This window comes from Ferrovibrio sp., assembly GCF_964218355.1.
Classification (GTDB): Bacteria; Pseudomonadota; Alphaproteobacteria; order Ferrovibrionales; family Ferrovibrionaceae; genus Ferrovibrio.
Genome location: NZ_CAXPMC010000005.1, coordinates 14,086 through 33,200, shown reverse-complemented (window position 1 = coordinate 33,200; position 19,115 = coordinate 14,086). Strand labels below are relative to the sequence as shown.

Annotated in this window: 19 protein-coding genes; 4 read left to right on the top strand and 15 right to left on the bottom strand. The window is 63.5% G+C overall.

All coding sequences use genetic code 11. The annotated features are described in order from the left end of the window. Positions 1–2: 2 nt before the first annotated feature. From ACEQZY_RS01635 to ACEQZY_RS01620, 4 genes are all read right to left on the bottom strand, one after another. Entirely contained in the window at positions 3–842 is an 840-nt protein-coding gene (locus ACEQZY_RS01635; RefSeq protein WP_341702275.1) for an ABC transporter permease, read from the bottom strand. Then, the gene (locus ACEQZY_RS01630; RefSeq protein ID WP_341702276.1) at positions 839–1,810 is read right to left on the bottom strand and encodes an ABC transporter permease; all 972 of its coding nucleotides are present in this window, start codon (positions 1,808–1,810) and stop codon (positions 839–841) included. Before ACEQZY_RS01630 ends, ACEQZY_RS01635 begins: the two co-directional genes overlap by 4 nt. A gap of 90 nt (positions 1,811–1,900) precedes the next feature. Further along, positions 1,901–3,451 (bottom strand): ABC transporter substrate-binding protein, encoded by a 1,551-nt coding sequence (locus ACEQZY_RS01625; protein WP_341702277.1) that lies wholly within the window; start codon positions 3,449–3,451, stop codon positions 1,901–1,903. Positions 3,452–3,480: 29 nt separating this feature from the next. Then, positions 3,481–4,260: a class II aldolase/adducin family protein gene (locus ACEQZY_RS01620; RefSeq protein WP_341702278.1), complete on the bottom strand. Its 780-nt coding sequence runs from the start codon at positions 4,258–4,260 to the stop codon at positions 3,481–3,483. Positions 4,261–4,375: 115 nt separating this feature from the next. Between ACEQZY_RS01620 and ACEQZY_RS01615 the strand changes: the two genes are divergently transcribed. Both ACEQZY_RS01615 and ACEQZY_RS01610 read left to right on the top strand, forming a co-directional pair. Then, positions 4,376–5,092 (top strand): GntR family transcriptional regulator, encoded by a 717-nt coding sequence (locus tag ACEQZY_RS01615; RefSeq protein ID WP_370151832.1) that lies wholly within the window; start codon positions 4,376–4,378, stop codon positions 5,090–5,092. Continuing rightward, positions 5,089–6,117, top strand: coding sequence for a histone deacetylase family protein (locus ACEQZY_RS01610; protein ID WP_370151830.1), 1,029 nt, complete (start codon positions 5,089–5,091; stop codon positions 6,115–6,117). Before ACEQZY_RS01615 ends, ACEQZY_RS01610 begins: the two co-directional genes overlap by 4 nt. 19 nt (positions 6,118–6,136) lie before the next feature. On the opposite strand, the gene ACEQZY_RS01605 is transcribed toward ACEQZY_RS01610, so the two are convergent. From ACEQZY_RS01605 to ACEQZY_RS01565, 9 genes are all read right to left on the bottom strand, one after another. Next, on the bottom strand, positions 6,137–6,502 hold the full coding sequence (locus ACEQZY_RS01605; RefSeq protein ID WP_370151828.1) for a nuclear transport factor 2 family protein: 366 nt from the start codon (positions 6,500–6,502) through the stop codon (positions 6,137–6,139). 4 nt (positions 6,503–6,506) lie between these two features. Then, positions 6,507–7,394: an NAD(P)-dependent oxidoreductase gene (locus tag ACEQZY_RS01600; protein ID WP_341703381.1), complete on the bottom strand. Its 888-nt coding sequence runs from the start codon at positions 7,392–7,394 to the stop codon at positions 6,507–6,509. Positions 7,395–7,418: 24 nt separating this feature from the next. Next, positions 7,419–8,150 carry an ABC transporter ATP-binding protein gene (locus tag ACEQZY_RS01595; RefSeq protein ID WP_341703380.1) on the bottom strand — a complete coding sequence of 244 codons (732 nt, stop codon included), beginning with the start codon at positions 8,148–8,150 and terminating at the stop codon, positions 7,419–7,421. After that, positions 8,140–8,880 (bottom strand): ABC transporter ATP-binding protein, encoded by a 741-nt coding sequence (locus tag ACEQZY_RS01590; protein ID WP_370151825.1) that lies wholly within the window; start codon positions 8,878–8,880, stop codon positions 8,140–8,142. Before ACEQZY_RS01590 ends, ACEQZY_RS01595 begins: the two co-directional genes overlap by 11 nt. Next, complete coding sequence (locus ACEQZY_RS01585; protein ID WP_341703378.1) at positions 8,877–9,872, bottom strand: branched-chain amino acid ABC transporter permease; 996 nt, start codon at positions 9,870–9,872, stop codon at positions 8,877–8,879. Before ACEQZY_RS01585 ends, ACEQZY_RS01590 begins: the two co-directional genes overlap by 4 nt. Positions 9,873–9,899: 27 nt before the next feature. Beyond that, positions 9,900–10,775: a branched-chain amino acid ABC transporter permease gene (locus tag ACEQZY_RS01580; RefSeq protein ID WP_341703377.1), complete on the bottom strand. Its 876-nt coding sequence runs from the start codon at positions 10,773–10,775 to the stop codon at positions 9,900–9,902. A gap of 24 nt (positions 10,776–10,799) precedes the next feature. After that, positions 10,800–12,056 (bottom strand): amino acid ABC transporter substrate-binding protein, encoded by a 1,257-nt coding sequence (locus ACEQZY_RS01575; RefSeq protein ID WP_341703376.1) that lies wholly within the window; start codon positions 12,054–12,056, stop codon positions 10,800–10,802. Positions 12,057–12,142: 86 nt separating this feature from the next. Next, complete coding sequence (locus ACEQZY_RS01570; RefSeq protein ID WP_341703375.1) at positions 12,143–12,997, bottom strand: fumarylacetoacetate hydrolase family protein; 855 nt, start codon at positions 12,995–12,997, stop codon at positions 12,143–12,145. Between the two features lie 32 nt (positions 12,998–13,029). Further along, positions 13,030–13,968 (bottom strand): VOC family protein, encoded by a 939-nt coding sequence (locus tag ACEQZY_RS01565; protein ID WP_370151822.1) that lies wholly within the window; start codon positions 13,966–13,968, stop codon positions 13,030–13,032. A 122-nt stretch (positions 13,969–14,090) separates the two neighbouring features. Between ACEQZY_RS01565 and ACEQZY_RS01560 the strand changes: the two genes are divergently transcribed. Both ACEQZY_RS01560 and ACEQZY_RS01555 read left to right on the top strand, forming a co-directional pair. Next, positions 14,091–14,801, top strand: coding sequence for an FCD domain-containing protein (locus tag ACEQZY_RS01560; protein ID WP_341703373.1), 711 nt, complete (start codon positions 14,091–14,093; stop codon positions 14,799–14,801). A gap of 31 nt (positions 14,802–14,832) precedes the next feature. After that, positions 14,833–15,423 (top strand): malonic semialdehyde reductase, encoded by a 591-nt coding sequence (locus ACEQZY_RS01555; protein WP_372530172.1) that lies wholly within the window; start codon positions 14,833–14,835, stop codon positions 15,421–15,423. Between the two features lie 21 nt (positions 15,424–15,444). Here the strand turns inward: ACEQZY_RS01555 and gyrB are convergent, their stop codons facing one another. Both gyrB and recF read right to left on the bottom strand, forming a co-directional pair. Beyond that, the gene (gene gyrB, locus ACEQZY_RS01550) at positions 15,445–17,892 is read right to left on the bottom strand and encodes a DNA topoisomerase (ATP-hydrolyzing) subunit B (RefSeq protein ID WP_370151819.1); all 2,448 of its coding nucleotides are present in this window, start codon (positions 17,890–17,892) and stop codon (positions 15,445–15,447) included. Between the two features lie 13 nt (positions 17,893–17,905). Next, the gene (recF, locus tag ACEQZY_RS01545; protein WP_370151817.1) at positions 17,906–19,111 is read right to left on the bottom strand and encodes a DNA replication/repair protein RecF; all 1,206 of its coding nucleotides are present in this window, start codon (positions 19,109–19,111) and stop codon (positions 17,906–17,908) included. Positions 19,112–19,115 lie beyond the last annotated feature (4 nt).

Genomic DNA, 19,115 nt, shown 5'->3' with positions numbered 1-19,115 from the left:
GATTACCGCCCCTCCCTGGCCAGCCGGGGATTGAGCGCATCATTCAGCCCTTCGCCCAGCAGATTGAGAGCCAGCACCGTCAGCAGGATGGCAAGTCCTGGAAATACCGTCAGCCACCAGGCCTGCCGGATCACCGTACGGCCGGCACCGACCATGTAGCCCCAGGACATCAGGTTCGGATCACCGAGACCAAGGAAGGACAGCGAGGATTCGAGAAGAATTGCCGTTGCCACCATCAGGGAAGCCAGCACGATGACCGGCGACAGGGTGTTGGGCAGGATTTCCCGCCAGATGATCCAGCCATTGCCATGTCCGGTGACAATTGCAGCCTGCACATATTCGCGGCTGCGCAGCGACAGAACCTCGCCACGCACCAGCCTGGCAACCGGCGGCCAGCTGACAAGGGCGATTGCCACAACGATCGAGACAATGGAAGGCTGCAGGATGGCAACCAGGACGATAGCCAGGGCAAAGCTCGGTATCGTCTGGAAGAATTCCGTGAAGCGCATCAGCGCATCATCGATCTTGCCGCCGGCATAGCCGGCCGCCGCACCCAGCGGTACGCCGATTGCCAGGGCTGCGAGTGTCGAGACAAGGCCGACCAGCAGTGAGACCCGCGATCCATGCACCAGCCCCGCGGCGATATCACGCCCCAGAGCATCCGTGCCGAACGGAAAGCCGGGGATAGTGAATGGCGCAAGAAAAGGCCTTTGCACCATGCGCCAGGGGGAATTCGGATAGAAAAGCGGCCCGAGAACCGCCACGGCGAGAACCACCGCCAGCAGGATCAGGCCAACCAGGCTGCCAGGATTGCGCAACAGGCGCTTGAACAGGGCTATCATGCGGCCATCTCGATGCGCGGATCAACCAGCCGGTAAATCAGGTCGGTGATCAGGTTGAAAACGAGCACCATGGCCGAGGATACCACAAAGACGCCGAGCAGAAGATTGTAGTCACGCTGCAGCAAGGCATCGTACATCAACCGTCCGATACCCGGCCAGGCAAAGACCGTTTCGGTCAGCACGGCACCGCCGACCAGCGTTCCCGCCTGCAGGCCAGCCAGGGTAACCACCGGCAGCAATGCGTTGCGCAGAACATGCCGACGCTGGATCACTCCGGCGCGCAACCCTTTGGCGCGCGCCGTCTTGATGAAATCGAGGCGGGCAACCTCAAGCATCGAAGCCCGCGTCATCCGGGCGTAGGTTGCCATGAAGAAAAGGCCGAGCGTCAGCGCCGGCAGCACCAGATGTGCGCCAACATCGAGAACATGGGCGAGGCCGGTATAACCGGCTCCGACGGTCTCGTAGCCAAAGCTCGGCAGCCAGTCGAGCGTGACCGAAAACAGCAGGATGGCCATCAGCGCGACCCAGAATAGCGGCGTCGCATAGAAGATCAGGGCCAGAACGGTGATGGCGGTATCCGACCAGCTTCCAGCCCGCCGCGCGGCCAGTGCGCCGAACAGCACGCCAAGACCGAGCGAAACCAGGAAGGCGCTGCCGGTCAGCAGCAGCGTGGCGGGCAACCGATCGGCGATCAGTTTTCCGACCGGCATCTGCTGGCGAAAGGAAAATCCCAGGTCGAGGCTCGCGATCCCTTTCACGTAGATGAAGAGCTGTTCGTGCATGGGCCGGTCGAGACCGAATTTCTCCCGCAACTGCGCAACGAACAATTCGTCGGTTGCGCCCGCTTCGCCAGCCATGACCGTGGCAGGATCGCCCGGTGCGGCGCGGATCAGAAAGAAATTCAGGACGATGATCGCCAGAAGAACGATGACGGCCTTAAGCAGGCGCTGGGCAACAAATGACAGCATCAGAGCAATCCGATTGGGGCTGGATTGACGAGGGCAAGTTCATTCCTCCGCCTGCAACGGCCACAGCCGTCACAGGCGGAGGAGGGAGACTTACTTCTCGATCCAGGCGTCGCGGAAGCCGTCGTTCACGCCGATGGCGGTCGTCACGAGATTCTTGACGCTGCACCGCGTAATGGTCGGGAATTCCAGTTCCAGCTGCCAGGCCACCGGAACATCGTCGACCAGAATGCTCACCACCTTGTCATACAGCTCCTGGCGCTTGGAATCCGGGAATGCCACCGCTGCCTCGGCAAACAGCCTGTCAACTTCCGGATTGGAATACCCCTCGACATTGTTGAAGGGCGACCCCTTGGCGATATTGGTGCTGATATAGCTGCGGGCAACGCCCAGCGCAGGATCGCCATACTGGTACAGATAGCTGAAGCCGATATCGTAGTCCCACTCCGAGAGCCTCTGGTTGTAGCCCGGCACGTCGGTGGCGACCACTTCGATGTTGATGCCGACATCCTGCAGGTTCTGCCGCACCGCCTCGCCCCAGCGCTGCCAGGTCTCGCCATAGGGCAACGGCATGAACCGCACCTTCTCGCCCTTGTAGCCGGCTTCCTTGAGCAGTGCCTTCGCTTTGGCCGGGTCGTATTTGTACTTGGCCAGCGCCTTGTTGAAAAACCGCGTCGAGGACGAGATCGGACCAGACGCAACTTCACCCAGACCGTTCCAGACCACGTTCTTGGCAAAATCACGATCCATTGCGTACATCACGGCCTGGCGGAACAGCTTGTTCGAGGTCGGGCCCTGGCGGTTGTTGAGCCACAGCCAGGCAAGCGGGCCGAAATACTCCCAGCCTTTGCCCGTCACACAGACATCTTTGAGCTTGCTCAGGCGCGGTACGTCGAAATTCTCGACCGAACCGCCGGGCAGGATATCGACCTTGCCGGTCTCGAATGCCACCGAACGGGCAGCCGCATCCGGGATGACGTGCCAGTATATCTCGTCCAGATAGGGCTTGCCCTTGATGTAGTAATTCGGGTTCTTCACCAGACGGATGAACGAGCCCTTCTGCCATTCCTTGAACATGAAGGGGCCGGTGCCGATCGGCGTGTTGTTGGCCGGCGCGGTTTTCCAGTCGATGCCATCATAGATATGCTTGGGCACCATCGGCAGAGAGCCGACCTCGAAGATGCCAATGAAGGGACCGAAGGCCTGCTTCAGCTTGAACACCACCGTATAGTCGTCCGGCGCAGTCACGCTTTCGACCTGGGCCAGATTGGCGCGGGCGCGCGGATTCGTCTGCTTGATGAAGTCAATTGTGAACAGCACGTCGGCCGCCGAGAACGGCTTGCCGTCATGCCAGGTCACACCACGGTGCAGCTTGAATGTATAGGTCTTGCCTTCATCGGCGATGGTCCAGCTCTCGGCCAGACCCGGCTGCGGCTCCAGTTTCGGGTTATAGCGCAGCAGGCCTTCATAGATATTGCCGGCGACCATCTGGGTCGGGCCATTCTGTACCATCGCCAGCATCAGGCCGGGCGGCTCGGGCTGGATGATGACATTCGCGGTGCCGCCGGATTTCGGCGTCTGCGCAAAGGCGGAAAAGGCAACCCCGCAGGCGATTGCAAGACTCAGCAGGCTTCGTTTCAGCACAGCAAACCCCCTCTGTGTGACAGATCGTTTCAGGTGCGGAAATCCGGATCGGTACGCTCCAGCATCCGTTTGAAAGCCTCCCACTCGATATCCGGGCCGCCGCCCGTTTCGAGCTTGTTGTAGAGTTTCTCATACTGTCCGGCGGTTTTTTCCGGGATGCCCGGTGGCGGCGGAACGATGGCAGCGCCAGCGGATTGGATTGCAAGCTGGGCACGACAGGAGCGTTCCAGGTTGTGCATCAGCTTGAAGGCTTCCGCTACCGAGCGCCCGCAGGTCAGCAGGCCGTGGTTGCGCAGCATGAACACCATCTTGTCGCCCAGATCGGCGGTCAGGCGGCGACGCTCGTCCAGATCAAGCGCAATGCCCTCGTAGGTGTGATAGGCGATCCGATCGGTGAACTGCATCGACCACTGGTTCAGCGGCAGCAACCCGTCCTGCTGGCATGACACCGCAACACCGGCCACCGTATGGGTATGCAGCACGCAGACCACATCCGGCCGCGCCGAGTGGATCGCGCTGTGGATGGTGAACCCGGCCGGGTTGATCCCCAGTCCGAGCGGGTCGTCCACCACCTGGCCATCGATATCCACGGTCACCAGGTTGGAGGCTTTCACCTCTTCGAACCGCATGCCGTAGGGGTTGATCAGAAACCGCTCGTGGCTGCCCGGCAGCCGCGCCGAGATATGGGTGTAGATGCTGTCGTCCAGTCCCAGCCGGTGTACCAGCCGGTAGGCCGCCGCCAGATCCTCCCGCGTCTGCCACAAGGGATCATGGCCGGTATTCGATAGAGCCCGCAGCGGCGCAGTCATGACGTCATCCCCGGTTTGATGGGGCATACTGTCATGGCGTTGCAGCGAGTCGCAACACAAAACTGTCGACAGTCGACAATTTTGCAGATACAAAGCGGATCAAGGACATAGATACATGCGTCTCGCCTCGAAGCCGGTGGGGCTGCCGGCCATCGCCAGCCACGATCTGGTCAGCCAGATCGCCCGCGCCCTTACGGACGCGATCATTGCCGGCCGCCTTGCACCCGGCGCCAAAGTCGCGGAAGCAGCGATCGCCCGCGAGCTGGGCGTCAGCCGGGCGCCGGTGCGCGAGGCCGCCCGCCTGCTGGAAAGCCAGGGCCTGCTGGTCGCGATCCCGAGCCGCGGCTTTTTCGTGCGCACCCATGCGCCGGCGGATATCGACGATCTCTACGACCTGCGCATCTGCATTGAAAAGCATGCTGCCGTCCAGGCGGCGGCACGGCTGACCCCGGAAGGCCGCATTGCCCTGCGCCGCCAGCTGGATGTCTTGTACGAGACAGCGGCCACCAACGACCCGGCCCGGCAGGTGGAAGAGGATTACCGCTTCCACAGGCTGATCTGCGAGATGTCGGGCAACCGCCGCCTGCTGCGGCTGTTCGACGACCTCGCCTCCGAACTGCGCATCGTGATCGGCCTGATCGGCCGCCTTTACGATGACCCCCACCGCATCGCCCAGACCCACGAACCCCTGCTGGAAAGCATAGAAAACGGCGATACGGCGCATATCCTGGCCGCTTTCGAATATCACCTGACCGACCCATGGCGGGGCGTCGCCCAGCTGGTTGCCACACTCGCCACCGCCCGGTCCAAACCCACGGAGCCGACCGCGTGAAAGCCGTATACAGCGAAGCGCACCAGAGCCACGACCCGCAGTTTTTTCTCGTCCGCGGCAAGGTCCGCAGAACCACCGAACAGCCGGAACGTGCCACCCGCCTGCTGGCCGGTCTCGACAGCGGCCGGCACACGATCATTCCGGCCCGGACCTTCGGGGCGGGCCCGCGCGCCCGCGTGCACAGTCCGGACTACCTCGCCTTCCTTGCCGACGGCTTTGCCGAATGGCAGGCACTGGGAGATTCCGGTGACGAAATGATTCCAAACATCCATCCGATGCGTCATCAGGGGGCGGCCTATCCGGCCAACATCGTCGGGAAGCTCGGCTGGCATACGGCAGACACCGCCTGCCCGATCGGGCCCGGCACCTTCGCCGCCGCCTGTGCCGCGGCCGATACCGCCACGACCGCGGCCCAGATGGTTCTGGATGGCGAGGACACGGTCTACGCGCTGTGCCGCCCGCCCGGCCATCATGCCTATCGCGACATGGCCGGCGGTTTCTGTTATCTGAACAACAGTGCCATTGCTGCCGCCCATCTGCGCCAGCGGCACGAGCGGATCGCGATCCTTGACGTCGATGTGCATCATGGCAATGGCACCCAGGGAATCTTTTATGCGCGCGGCGACATTCTGACCGTATCGCTGCATGCTGATCCGGCGCGCTATTACCCGTTCTTCGTCGGCTATGCCCATGAATGCGGCACTGGCGACGGCCTGGGGGCCAATCTCAACATCCCGCTGCCGCTCGGTACCGGAGATGACCCCTATCTGGCCGCACTGGATACTGCAGCGGCAACAATCCGCGCCTTTTCTCCCGGTGCCCTGGTGGTGGCGCTGGGTCTGGATGCCTCGGAAGCGGACCCCCTGGCGGGACTGAGGATCACCACGCCGGGTTTCCGCCGGATCGGCGAGGCCCTTGCCCGCCTCAACCTGCCGACCGTTCTCGTGCAGGAAGGCGGCTATCTGTCGGATATCCTGGGAACCAACCTTGCCGCGGTTCTTGCCGGCTATGAGGCGGCGCGCTGACCGCCCGGAACCGCGTCCGTCATGCGGGCACCGGCGTCGGCTGGTAGACGACAAACTCCCATTTGTCTCCGCGCCGCAACCAGATGGCAACGAAGCGGTTGTTCAGCTTGCGCAAGACCCCGCCGACCTCGACCCGGCCGACCATGCAGCCGGTGACAATGGCGACAGTGTCGAGGATGCGGATTTCCTCGTCCTCGCGGCCGATCTCGAGGTAATGGAAAATGCCGCGCCCTACCTTATCGAGATAGCTTGCCTTGCTGTCCATCTCGGCGTTGGAATGGGTGTAGACCAGTTCAGGCGCCAGCATGGCATCCAGGGCGGCCACATCCCCTTCCAGCATGGCCCGGTAGCGGCGGTCTTCCAGTTGCGTGATTTCGTCGCTCACCCCGTTACTCCTTGGCTGGCGCATGGCTGCTGAGCCGCTCGGGCCAGGTCACCACGCTGAAAAAATCGAGCTGGCCGTCGCCACTGGCCTGGTAGCCGCTGTTGATCTGCTGGGCCAGCGCGCTGAACGGCATCGGCACACGCCGCGCCCGCCCCCAGTCGAGCGCCAGATCGAGATCCTTGGCGGTCAGATCGACGGGAGCCATCGCCGCCCAGTCGCGCCGCTTCATGATCTCGGCCTTGTAGCCGATCAGTGGCGAGGCCGCCGCACTCTGGTTCAGGGCATCGATCATCGCGTCCCACTGCAGCCCACTGCGCAACCCGAAGGCCAGGGCCTCACCCACCACCGCCGGAGTGATACAGACAACCATGTTGATCAGCAGCTTGAGGATACGTGCTTCCTCGGCTTCGCCCGCATGGCTCTGCCGGCTGCCGATCGCCTGCAGCGCGGGAAGGCAGCGGTCGAAAGCCGCCTTCGGCCCGGAACAGTAGATCGACAGGCTGGCATTGGCGGCATTGGCCGTGCTGCCGGAGACCGGCGCGCGCAGATAGCCGGCACCCGAAGCAGCCAGCATTTCCGCCACCTGCGCCGAAGTCGCCGGCGAGATGGTGCTGAGATCGACAAAGATCTGGCCCGGTTTCAACAGGCCGGCCAGATCGGCCGCCAGCGCCAGCAATACCTTATCGTTCGGCACCATGGACAGCACGATGTCGCTGGCGGCTGCCAGTCCGGCGAGATCGGTGGCTGGCGCCGCGCCACCGGCTGCGATCAGCTTCACCCGCGCCGGATCGATGTCGTAGGCCGTCAGCGCAAAACCGGCCTTCAGCAGGTTGCGGCAGATCGGCAGGCCCATATTGCCGATACCGATCCAGCCCAGACGCAAAGCTGTCATGGCGCTTTCCTCCCGCCGGGTCCGTCAGTGACCGAGATAGAAATCGCGGACGAGCTGGTTGTCGTTCAGCGCCGCCGGCGAATCACCCTCGAATTCGATGCGGCCATGCACGATCACATAGCCGCGGTCGGCGATGCGTACCGCCTGGTGGAAATTCTGTTCGGCCATCAGCACGGTCAGGCCGAGCCGCTCCTTCATCTCGCGAATCTTGTCAATGGTACGACTGACCAGAATCGGTGCGAGACCAACGGACGGTTCGTCGATCAGCAGGATGCGTGGCGCAGACATGATCGCACGGCCCAGCGCAACCATCTGCTGTTCGCCACCGCTCATCGAGCCGACCGCCTGCTGGCGTCGCTCGCGCAGGCGCGGGAAGATTTCGAAACAGTAATCCATGTTGCGGCCGATGGAGGCCCGGGCGGCCGGCCGCGAGCCGCCGATCAGCAGGTTCTCCTCAACCGAGAGACGGGGGAACAGCCGGCGGCCTTCCGGCACCAGCGCGATGCCGAGATCGACGATCTCCTCGGTCGGTCGTCCGGTCAGATCAATGCGTTCGCCATCGATGGTGGCGACAATGCGGCCCCTGCCCGGCGCCATGTGGCCCATGATGCAGCGCATCAGCGTGGTCTTGCCATTGCCATTGGTCCCGAGCAGGGTGACCACCTCGCCCGAGCGCACGCTGAGCGAAACATCCTGCAGCACACGCACGGCGCCATAACCGGCATCGACGCCGGTGATCTCGAGGCTATTGTCCAAGATATGCCCTCTCGACTTCCGGCATTGCCATCACTGCCTGCGGATCTCCGTCGGCAATCTTCTCGCCAGCGACGAAAACCACCAACCGCTGCGAAAACCGCATCACCGCCCGGATGATATGCTCGATCATCACGACGGTGGTGCCACGGCTGTTGATTTCCAGAAGCAGGGCGAGGATCTCATCCACTTCCGAATGCGACAGACCGGCCATTGCCTCGTCGGAAACCAGGATCTGCGGATCGGTAGCAATGGTCTTGGCGAGTTCCAGCTTGCGCAGTTCGACCTGTGTCAGCTCTTTCGGCAGGGCATCAGCCTTGTCCGCCAGCCCGACCAGCTCAAGCGCGGCAGTCGCGCGCACGGAAATATCCCTGCTGCCATTGTCCATCGCGCCACAGTTGAGCAGGGGAATATAGATGTTCTCCGCCACCGACAGGCTGCCGAAAGGCCTTGGCAGCTGGAACGTGCGGCTGAGGCCCTTCCAGGCGCGCCGGTGCGCCGGCAGGCCGCCGATATCCTGACCGTTCATCCGGATCTCGCCGGCATCATGCCGCATGGCGCCGGTCAGGCAATTGACGAAGGTGCTCTTGCCTGATCCGTTCGGGCCGATGATGCCGATACGCTCGCCCCGCTTTGCCTGGAAATCCACACCGGACAGGGCGACAAAACCGCCGAAACGCTTCTGCAGGCCGCTGACTGCAAGCTGCAGGTCGCCATTGCTGGCGGGGGTCATGACGGCCTCCCGCCGCGACGGCGCAGCAGCCCCATGATTCCCTGGGGCGCGAGGATCAGAAAGGCGATCAGCAGCAGGCCGACCAGCAGCAGGTTCAGTGCCGAGGATATAGTGACGGTGGCCACCTGCTGCACGGACCCAAGGATCAGTGCGCCAATCACCGGGCCCAGCCATGTTTTCAGCCCGCCGATCAGCGGCATCGCCATGGCATTCACCGCATAGGACAGGCCGAAGGCCGACGCTGGTTCGACGAAGGTGGCGTAATAGGGCATCGGCGCACCGGCCATGCCCATCAGGGCGCCGCTGACCGTTGTGGCAACCAGTTTGAGCCGCAGGGTGGGCACCCCGGATGCCTCGGCCGCGATTTCGTCATCCCGGATTGCGGCGAGACCGTAGCCCAGCTTCGACTTTTCTATGATCCGGGCCAGGCAGACCGAGCCGGCGGCCAGGCCGAGGATCACCGCGAACAGAACTTCGACATAGCTGGCAAAGAAGCCGCTCACATCGGGCCGGATGATATAGGCTCCGCGCGATCCGCCGAGGAAATCCCAGTTGGTGATAATGGTCTGCAGCAGGACGGCGAGGCACAGGGTGGCAATCGAGAAATATGCCCCGCGCAGGCGCAGCGTCAGGTAGCCCATGCCAAGTCCGAGCAGGCCGGATACGCCGCCGGCGGCGAGAATCATCAGCGGCAGGCTCGGAATGCCCAGTTTGTACAGAAGCACCGTCGTATAGCTGCCAACGGCGAAAAAGGCTGCCGAACCGAAATTCACATATCCGGCATAGCCACCAAGAATGTTCCAGGCGGTTGCCAGCACGACGTATTGCAGCACGACATAGCTGGAGAACCACAGATACTCCGAGCCCACCCAGTGAAAGGCGAGGAAAATTCCCAGCGTCACGGCAGCAACACCGGCATAGAAGCGGCGGGCGCCGGCCAGCGCCGGATTGCGGCCGGCGGCCAGATGGGGAGAGATCACTTCACTCAGCATTTTTCCGTCCCGTACCTGACGCCATCATCATCGCGCGAACAGTCCCTGCGGCCGCACTGCCAGGGTCAGCAGCAGAAGGCCAAAAGCCACCGCTGGCGACCAGGCCGGGCCGATATAGGTGGCGGTCATATTTTCCAGCACGCCGAACAGCAGGGCCGCGACCAGCGTGCCGCGCATCGATGCCAGCCCGCCCAGGATGCAGATGGCGAAGACCCTGCCGATGAAGGTATGCCCCGACCAGGGATCGACCGGCTGGATCAGCAGCAGGCCGCCGCCGGCCAGTCCAGCCATCAGCAGGGACAGGCCGAAAGCAAGCCGTTTGATGCGTAACGGGTTAATACCGACGAAGCGCAGCGCCTCCTCGTCCTGCCCCACTGCAGCCACCGCACGGCCGATAAAGGTGAAGCGGAAGAAGGCCGTGATTGCCGCGAAGGCCGCCAGCGCCAGCAGGCACGGCACCACCATCCGCAGCGGGAAATCCACCAGACCTATGCTGAAGCTGGTCCATGCATAGGGCACATCGATCTGGCGCTGTTCGGGCCCGAACAGCATCGACAGCGATACCTCGAAGACGAACAGGATACCGAAGAAGAAGGCCAGCCCGGAGATGGCCGAATCGCCGCGCCGCTCGAAAAGCCGATAGTAGAGATCGTAGAAGTACCGCCCGAACAGGAAAAAGAGAGGCAGCAGGATGATACAGGCGAGAACCGGATCGAGGCCTGTCTGCATGCTCAGAAGGTAGGTGGCAAAGGCGCCAAGGATGATGAAAGTCGGATGTGCGATATTCACCACATCCAGCATGCCGAAGGCGATTGTCAGACCCATCGTCGCCAGCGCGTAGAAGCCGCCGAGCAGCAGCCCCGACACGATGGCATTGAGCAGAAGACCAAGATCCGGTTCCACGTCCTGTTTACCCGCTGACTGTCTTTACTTGTTGAACGGCGTGACGATGTCGCCGGACTTGAACTGCTTCGGATACAGGATTACCTGCGTGCCGGGCTGTTTGAACTGCTCGATGTTGTTGTCCTTGATTCCGCGGTACTGGACGAGGATCAGGCGCTCCTCGGCCCATTCACCGTATTTGTCGAACTTCACGTCGCCAAGCACGGTCTTGAAAGTGTGCTTGTGCATGTAATCCGCCAAGGCACCCTGATCGATCTTGCCAACCGCGGTGATTGCCTGTTCGAGAATCTGCATGTTGGTATAGGCCAGCGGCGGCACGTAGAAGCCGAGCGGATCAATGCCGAGCTTCGCGGCCACCGGCTGATACTTGGCCAGCAGCTGATCGATGCCCGGGAAGTTCAGCGTCTTCTCCGGCACATAGGTGTCCCAGATCACCATGTTGTTGAGGGCCGGCCCCATCGCCGCCTTGAAGGTGCCGAGCTGCGGACCAACCATGCCGCCGCCAACCATGCGGGCATTGAGGCCGACTTCGCGGGCGGCACGGACCAGGCCAGCCGAATCGACGGGATAGGATACCATGTAGACAATGTCCGGCTTGGCCGCCTGCACGGCCCGCATCACCGGCAGGAAGTCCACCGTGGACGGCGGGTAGGACCGGTCATAGACGATCTTCATGCCGGTATTCTTCAGGTTGTCCTTCAGACCATCAGCCGCCCGCTTCGGAAACTCGGCATCCAGTGCAACAATCGCGATACTCTTCGGCTTCGGGTCCAGGGCCATCGCCGTTTCGACGAAGCCCTTGGTGAAATTATGGATGGCATCCGGGCCAGCAGGGATCATGCTGAAATAGCGGTCGTACTTGTATTCGCTGTTCATGTTGAAGCCGAGCAGCGTCTGGAACAGCATCTTGCGCTGGATCACGATCGGCAGGGCCGGTGCAATGGCGGCCGTGCTGTAGCCCGACATCACGATATCGACCTTGTCGACATCAAGCAGCTTGGTGTAGATGCCGGGCACGGTGGCACCGCTGCTCTGGTCGTCATAATACACCAGTTGCACCGGCCGGCCGATCAGGCCGCCCTTCGCATTCACTTCTTCTTCCCAGATCTGCATGGCAGCCAGCGCCGCCTTGCCGTTGCCTGCAAGGCCGCCGGTGAGCGCCATGGAGAAGCCGATCTTGATCGGCTCGGCCGCCTGCGCAATGACGGCCGGCAATGCGGTCAGGGCCATGGTGGCCAGGATGCCGGCGCGGACGGCCAGCTTGCCAAATCTCTGTGTCACGGTTTCCTCCATTTGTTTTTCTGTTTCTGGCCCGGCATCCGTCGCAACGGATGCCGGGGATTGCGGCAGGTCCGGCCGCGGCGGTCTTATTCGTTGGCGATGCCGTTGCTGAGCACACCGACCTTTTCAACCTCGACTTCGATGATGTCACCCTGCTTCATGAAGACAGGCGGCTTGCGCGCGAATCCGACCCCGGCCGGCGTACCGGAGATGATGACGTCGCCAGGCTGCAGTGCGAAGATTTCCGAGCAGGTGCTGACCAGGGTGGCAACATCGAAGATCATGTCCCTGGTATTGGCTTCCTGCATGACCTTGCCATTCAGCCGGGCCTGGATCCGCAGACCGGCGGCGCCGGGTGGCAGTTCGTCGGCCGTAACCAGATCGGGACCGAAGCTGCCGGAAGCATCGAAATTCTTGCCGATCATCCACTGGTGCGACTTGAACTGGTAGTCGCGGATCGACCCGTCATTGAACAGCGAATAGCCGGCAACATGGTCGAGAGCCCTGTCTTTGGCGATATGACGACCGGCCTTGCCGACAATCACCGCCAGCTCGGCCTCGTAATCGAACTGGTCGGAGGATTTCGGCTTCACCAGCGGCTTGCCATGGGCCACCCAGGATGAAGGGAAACGGTGGAACAGCACCGGATATTTCGGCGCATCCTTGTAGGGACTCTCGGCGGCATGGTCGATGTAGTTGAGGCCGACCGCGATTGCCTTGGATGGATTGAGCACCGGCGGCAGCAGTTCGACCGATGCGAGAGCGATGCCGGCACCCCCCTTTTCGGCCGCGGCTTTCGCCTGTGCCAGTCCGTCGGCACCCAGTGCCAGCAGGCCATCGACGCTGTCGGGCAGGCCGGCTGCCGTCAGGTCAATGATCGTGTCGCCCTTGCGGGCTCCGAGTGTGCAGCGGCCTGCCTTGAGAAAATTCACCAATCGCATGTGTGTCTTCCTGCTGGTCCTTGGTCTGGGGGTCAGCCCCGTCCGTGGGCTTCGGTTTCATGGTTGTGGACGAAATCCTCCGGGACCACGGGACCCCAGAGGTAGAAGGAATCTTCCGGCGGATGATCGGCAGCAGGCCAGTCCGTATCGACACCGACGAAATCGATGTCATAGGAGTATTCGGTGAAGCTGCCCCAGGGGTCGCGCTGGTAATAGAAATAGTTCGATCCCAGCACATGACGGCCGACGCCCCAGCCATACGGATAGCCCGCGGCCATCATCTGCTCCATGCCCAGCCCGACCTCGTCGACACCGCGCACCACCCAGCTGGTATGGTGCAGGCCGGGACCGTCGGACTTGGCAAAAGCCAGCAGGTGATGATCGCTGGAATGTGCGCCATGCAGGAAGGCGATGCCGTCTCCAGACTGGTCGGACAGCCGCATGCCCATTGCTTTCACGTAGAAATCCAGCGAGCGCGGCACATCGGAGCAGAACAGCAGGGCATGGGTCAGCCGCACCGGCCGCACCGGCTGCATGCTGCGCCGGTTGATGCCGATATCGATGCCGATCGGGTTCTTCATGGTGAACGGGCCGCAGACCTCGCCCTTCTCATTGGGCGAAGACTTCTCGGCCACCACGATCTGCAGCGGGATGCCGTCGGGGTCGCGGACCCAGAAGCCCTGTTCGTCGACCAGCGGATGGGGATCGATGGCCGTCACGCCGATCGCCTCCAGATGCCGGCGCAGCGGGTCGTAATCCTCCGGATAGACGCCGAGGGCGAGGTATTCGAGCTTTTTCGGCTTGCCGCTCTCGAACACGGAGCCCCAGCGATGCGGATGACCGAAGGTATAGAGGTCGAGCCGGCCGCCGGCCTCCCTGGCATCCAGCCCGAAGGCGGTGAAATAGGCTTTCGCTTCCTTCAGGTCCGGCACGCTGAAAACGAAGCGGTCGAGCGAATGGATTGCGGTCACGCCAGACCGCCTGGGGGCTGCCATCTCTTCGTTCCTCCCGCACAGTCTGCTTGTCTAACTGCGCTTTTTTATGTATTTTTTATCTAACACGCATATTTTTGGCTTGGCAATATATTTTTTCCATGAAAATCGCTGACCCTGTCGCCGAACCCCGCCCTGCCCCGGACACCCCTCTCGGGGCCGGGACCAAATCATCGCGCGCCTATGCGCAGATCCGCGCCGACATCCTCTCGTGCCGGCTGCTGCCGGGCACCAAGCTGAACATCGCCGGCCTCGCCGCCGATCTCGATGTCAGCCTTGGTGCCGTGCGCGAGGCGCTGTCGATGCTGCAGTCGGAGGCGCTGGTCGTCTCCGAACCGCAGCGCGGCTATACCGTCAGCCCGGTCTCGCTGAAGGAACTCGACGACATCACCGAGGCACGGATCGCCATCGAAACCATGTGCCTGCGCGCCTCGATGGACCGCGGCGATCTGTCATGGGAGACCCGCGTGGTGGCGTCCTGGCACCGGCTGTCGCGCCTGAGCGAGACCGAGGAAGGTCAGGCCGAGCATCTCAGCGAGAACTGGGCCCGCGCCCATGCCGATTATCATGCCAGCCTCGTCGCCGCCTGCGGCAATGACTGGCTGCTGCGCATGCGCGCCATGCTCTACGAGCAGAGCGAACGCTACCGCCGCATGTCGGTCCCCCTGGCGACCGAGCCGCGGGACGTGCCGGCCGAACATCGCGCCATCTTCGATGCCGTCATGCGCCGCGACGCCCCCGCAGCGTCAGACGCGCTGGAACAGCACCTGCGGCGCACCGCCGCCATTATCCGCAGCTCGGTCAGCCTCTGATCGCGCCGTCCGCCAATCTGCTTCCGGAGCCATGATGACCAGGATCGCCGACAGCGCGCTGGCGCAGATATTCCTCGATGCCCGCACCCAGAACGGCTTCCTCGACAGGCCGGTGTCCGACGCCCTGCTGCACGAGGTCTATGACATCGCGAAAATGGGTGCCACGTCGATGAATTGCCAGCCGATGCGCGTGGTCTTTCTGCGCACGCCGGAAGCCAAACGGCGGCTGGCGCCGGCACTGACGCCGGGCAATCTCGACAAGACCATGGCTGCTCCGGTCACCGCGATCATTGCCCGCGACACGCAGTTCTTCGAATTCATGCCCGAGATCTGGCACAAGCCGGAAGCGCGCGACACCTTCGCCGGCAATCCGCCGATGGCGCAGGCCACCGCGCAGCGCAATGCCACCCTGCAGGGCGCCTATCTGATGATCGCCGCCCGCGCGCTCGGCCTCGATTGCGGCCCGATGAGCGGCTTCGACATCGCCAGGGTGAACGCGGAATTCTTCCCCGACGGCCGCTGGCAGGCCGACTTCCTCTGCAACCTGGGCTATGGCGATCCGTCGAAACTGTTCGGCCGGCAGCCGCGGCATGATTTCGACCGCGCCTGCCGGCTGCTCTGAGCCAGGCGATTTCCGGGGCGTTCAGATATCCAGGTTCACCACATTGAGGGCATTCGACTGGATGAAGTCGCGCCGCGGCTCGACGACATCGCCCATCAGGGTCTCGAAGACGTTGTCGGCATCCTCGGCATGGTCGATCTTGACCTGCAGCAGGCTGCGCGCATCCGGATCCAGCGTGGTTTCCCACAGCTGCCCGGGATTCATCTCGCCCAGTCCTTTGTAACGCTGCATGGTAATGCCGCGCCGGCCGATCGCCTGGACCCGCTCCAGCAGGTCGAGCGGGCCGCGCACGGCATGCCCCTCGTCCTTGCGGCGCAGCGTGGCCGGCCTGAGATAGGTTGCGCGCAGTTCCGGCCCCATCTCGTTCAGCTTGCGGGCTTCGGCGGAACGGAACAGCTGCGCATCCAGCGCATAGGTTTCGGTATAGCCGCGCAGGCTGCGCTTCACGATGATGGCATTGTCTGACGCCAGGCTGCAGACCCAGCCCCGCTCCAGTTCCGGCGTCAGCGCATTCAGTCGCTCGGCGAGACTGGCTGCAGCCTTGCCGGCGGTTTCTTCCGACGCCGTCATGTCGGGCTGCATCATGCCCAGCGTCGCGGCCTGTTCGACGATCCAGGGATTATAACGCTTGCCGATGGAGTCGAGCAGGGCGCGGGCAATGCGGGCATGCTCCAGCAGCGCGCGCAGATCCTGGCCGGCCCGCTGGCTGCCGTCATGCAGGTCGAGCACGGCCCCTTCCATGCCCTCGCCGATCAGGAATTCCTCCAGTGCCGCCTCGTCCTTCAGATACCGCTCCGACTGCCCGCGCTTGACCTTGTAGAGCGGCGGCTGGGCGATATACAGGTGCCCGGCATCGATCAGGGAACGCATCTGCCGGAAGAAGAATGTCAGCAGCAGCGTGCGGATATGCGCGCCGTCGACATCCGCGTCGGTCATGATGATGATCTTGTGGTAGCGCAGCTTGGAAAGGTCGAAATCCTCGTGGCCGATCCCGGTGCCGAGCGCCGTGATCAGCGTGCCGATCTCCTGCGAGGACAGCATCTTGTCGAAGCGGGCCCGCTCGACATTCAGGATCTTGCCACGCAGCGGCAGCACGGCTTGGTTGGCCCGGTGCCGGCCCTGTTTGGCGGAACCGCCCGCCGAGTCACCCTCGACCAGGAACAGTTCGGCCTTGGACGGGTCGCGCTCCTGGCAATCCGCCAGCTTGCCCGGCAGGGAAGAGATGTCGAGCGCGCCCTTGCGGCGGGTCAGCTCGCGGGCCTTGCGGGCCGCTTCCCGCGCCGCTGCGGCTTCGACCACCTTGCCAACGATGACCCTGGCATCGGCCGGATGCTCCTCGAACCAGGTCGCCAGCATTTCGTTGACCAGGCTCTCGACCGCCGGCCGGACTTCCGAGGAAACCAGCTTGTCCTTGGTCTGCGACGAGAATTTCGGATCCGGAACCTTCACGGACAGCACGCAGGTCAGGCCTTCGCGGGCATCGTCGCCGGTCAGAGAAACCTTTTCCTTCTTGGCAATACCGCTTTCATTGGCATAGCCATTGACGCAGCGGGTCAGCGCACCGCGGAATCCCGCCAGATGCGTGCCGCCATCGCGCTGCGGGATATTGTTGGTGAAACACAGCATCGTCTCGTGATAGCCGTCGTTCCACTGCAATGCGATCTCGACGCCGATGCCATCGCGCTCGCCCCGCATGGCCACCGGCGGCTTGTGCAGCGGCGTCTTGTTGCGGTCGAGATAGGAAACGAAAGCCTCGACACCGCCTTCGTAGCGCATCTCGACACGCTTCGGTTCGACACCGCGCAGGTCTTCGAGCACGATCTTGACGCCGTTGTTAAGGAAGGCCAGCTCGCGCAGGCGGTGCTCCAGGGTGGCGAAATCGAACTCGGTCCTGGTGAAGGTTTCGGGCGACGGCAGAAAGGTCACCTCGGTGCCCCGCCGGCCTTCGGCATCTCCTGTCTCGGCCAGCGGCGCCTCGGCATCGCCGTGACGGAAACGCATGTAATAGGCCTTGCCCCCGCGCCAGATGCGCAGATCAAGCCATATCGACAGCGCATTCACCACCGAAACGCCGACGCCGTGCAGGCCGCCGGATACCTTGTAGGAATTCTGGTCGAATTTGCCGCCGGCATGCAGCTGGGTCATGATGACTTCGGCTGCCGACACGCCTTCCTCGGGATGGATGTCGACCGGAATGCCGCGACCGTTATCCCGTACGGTGACCGAGCCGTCGGGATTGAGGCCGACATAGGCTTCGTCACAATAGCCAGCCAGCGCCTCGTCGATGGCATTGTCGACCACTTCGTAGACCATGTGGTGCAGGCCGGTGCCGTCATCGGTGTCGCCGATATACATGCCCGGGCGCTTGCGCACGGCATCCAGGCCTTTCAGCACCTTGATGGCGGAGGAATCGTAGTTCTCCCCGTTACCGTTACCGCCACCGTTCTGCGGCATCGCTGCTTCGCTCATCTTCTCTACCTCATCAGTGGACTGCCGACGGCGCCACGGCGCCTTCGGCAATCCCGAAAAATTCGGCCCGCCCCGACAGGCCTGCGAACAGGGCCTCATCGGTGCCGGTCAGCCAGACCTGCCCGCCAAGCGCGAGCAGTTCGTCATACAGCGCGTCCCGCCGCCGGGCATCGAGATGCGCGGAAACCTCATCCAGCAGCATCAGCGGCGCCATCTGCCGGCGCCCGCGGACCAGCCGCGCATTGGCCAGGGTGATGGCGATCAGCAATGCCTTCTGCTCGCCGGTGGAGCACTGCTCGGCGGCCTGGCCCTTGCCGGCATGCCAGACGGCCATGTCGCTGCGATGCGGCCCCTCGGCAGCCGCGCCGGCCTCGCGGTCATAGCCGCGCCGCTCGGCCAGCAGACGGCGGAACCGTTCTTCGGCGGCGAGGGCCGGCATCTCGGCCAGCCATGCCTCGATGCCGCCCTGTGCGCTCAGCCGGGCGGCAGGGAACGGCCCGCTGGCCAGCGCCATTGCCGCCTCGATGCGCGCCAGGCCGTCGCGGCGGGCCGCCGCCACGGCAACGCCATGCTCGGCCATCTGGCTTTCCAGCGCATCCAGCCACACCCGGTCCGCACCGCCGGCCTTGAGCAGCCGGTTGCGCTCGCGCATCGCCCGCTCGTAGGCCGCCACCTGACGGGCATGGCCGCCGTCAAGGCCATAAACCAGCCGGTCCATGAAGCGGCGGCGCGTCGAGACGCCTTCGACGAACAGGCGATCCATCTGCGGGGTCAGCCAGACCACATCGAGATACTCGCTCAGCACATTCGCACTTGCCGCCGGCTCGCCATTGATGCGAACGATCCGCCGCTCGCCGGCATCCTCGTCACCGGCCGGTTCCGCCAGCCCCGTCCCGACCGAGATTGTGCCCACCGCGGTGGCGACCCGGGCATGCACGGCCCAGCGGGGCCCGCCGCCATGCCGTCCCAGTTCGGACAGCCGCGCCCGCCGCAGGCCACGGCCGGGGCTGAGGAAAGACAGCGCCTCGAGGATATTGGTCTTGCCGGCGCCATTCGGCCCGGTCAGTACCACCGGCAGGCCGTTCAGGCCCAGCTGCAGCGTACCGTAATTCCGGAAATCGCGCAGCGACAGGCCCAGCACGGCAGTTCCCGGATCGCTCGCGACCCGCTCCGCAGCACTGTCTTTATGGACCTCGGCAACAAGCGCGGCGCTGTCCACCAGA

Bases quoted from the DNA above. Each gene is read 5' to 3' on its own strand.
- ACEQZY_RS01585 (WP_341703378.1), bottom strand. From the start codon at position 9,872: ATGCTGAGTGAAGTGATCTCTCCCCATCTGGCCGCCGGCCGCAATCCG.
- ACEQZY_RS01555 (WP_372530172.1), top strand. From the start codon at position 14,833: ATGATGACCAGGATCGCCGACAGCGCGCTGGCGCAGATATTCCTCGAT.
- ACEQZY_RS01570 (WP_341703375.1), bottom strand. From the start codon at position 12,997: ATGCGATTGGTGAATTTTCTCAAGGCAGGCCGCTGCACACTCGGAGCC.
- ACEQZY_RS01560 (WP_341703373.1), top strand. From the start codon at position 14,091: ATGAAAATCGCTGACCCTGTCGCCGAACCCCGCCCTGCCCCGGACACC.
- ACEQZY_RS01590 (WP_370151825.1), bottom strand. From the start codon at position 8,880: ATGACCCCCGCCAGCAATGGCGACCTGCAGCTTGCAGTCAGCGGCCTG.
- ACEQZY_RS01630 (WP_341702276.1), bottom strand. From the start codon at position 1,810: ATGCTGTCATTTGTTGCCCAGCGCCTGCTTAAGGCCGTCATCGTTCTT.
- ACEQZY_RS01620 (WP_341702278.1), bottom strand. From the start codon at position 4,260: ATGACTGCGCCGCTGCGGGCTCTATCGAATACCGGCCATGATCCCTTG.
- ACEQZY_RS01600 (WP_341703381.1), bottom strand. From the start codon at position 7,394: ATGACAGCTTTGCGTCTGGGCTGGATCGGTATCGGCAATATGGGCCTG.
- ACEQZY_RS01635 (WP_341702275.1), bottom strand. From the start codon at position 842: ATGATAGCCCTGTTCAAGCGCCTGTTGCGCAATCCTGGCAGCCTGGTT.
- ACEQZY_RS01615 (WP_370151832.1), top strand. From the start codon at position 4,376: ATGCGTCTCGCCTCGAAGCCGGTGGGGCTGCCGGCCATCGCCAGCCAC.
- gyrB (WP_370151819.1), bottom strand. From the start codon at position 17,892: ATGAGCGAAGCAGCGATGCCGCAGAACGGTGGCGGTAACGGTAACGGG.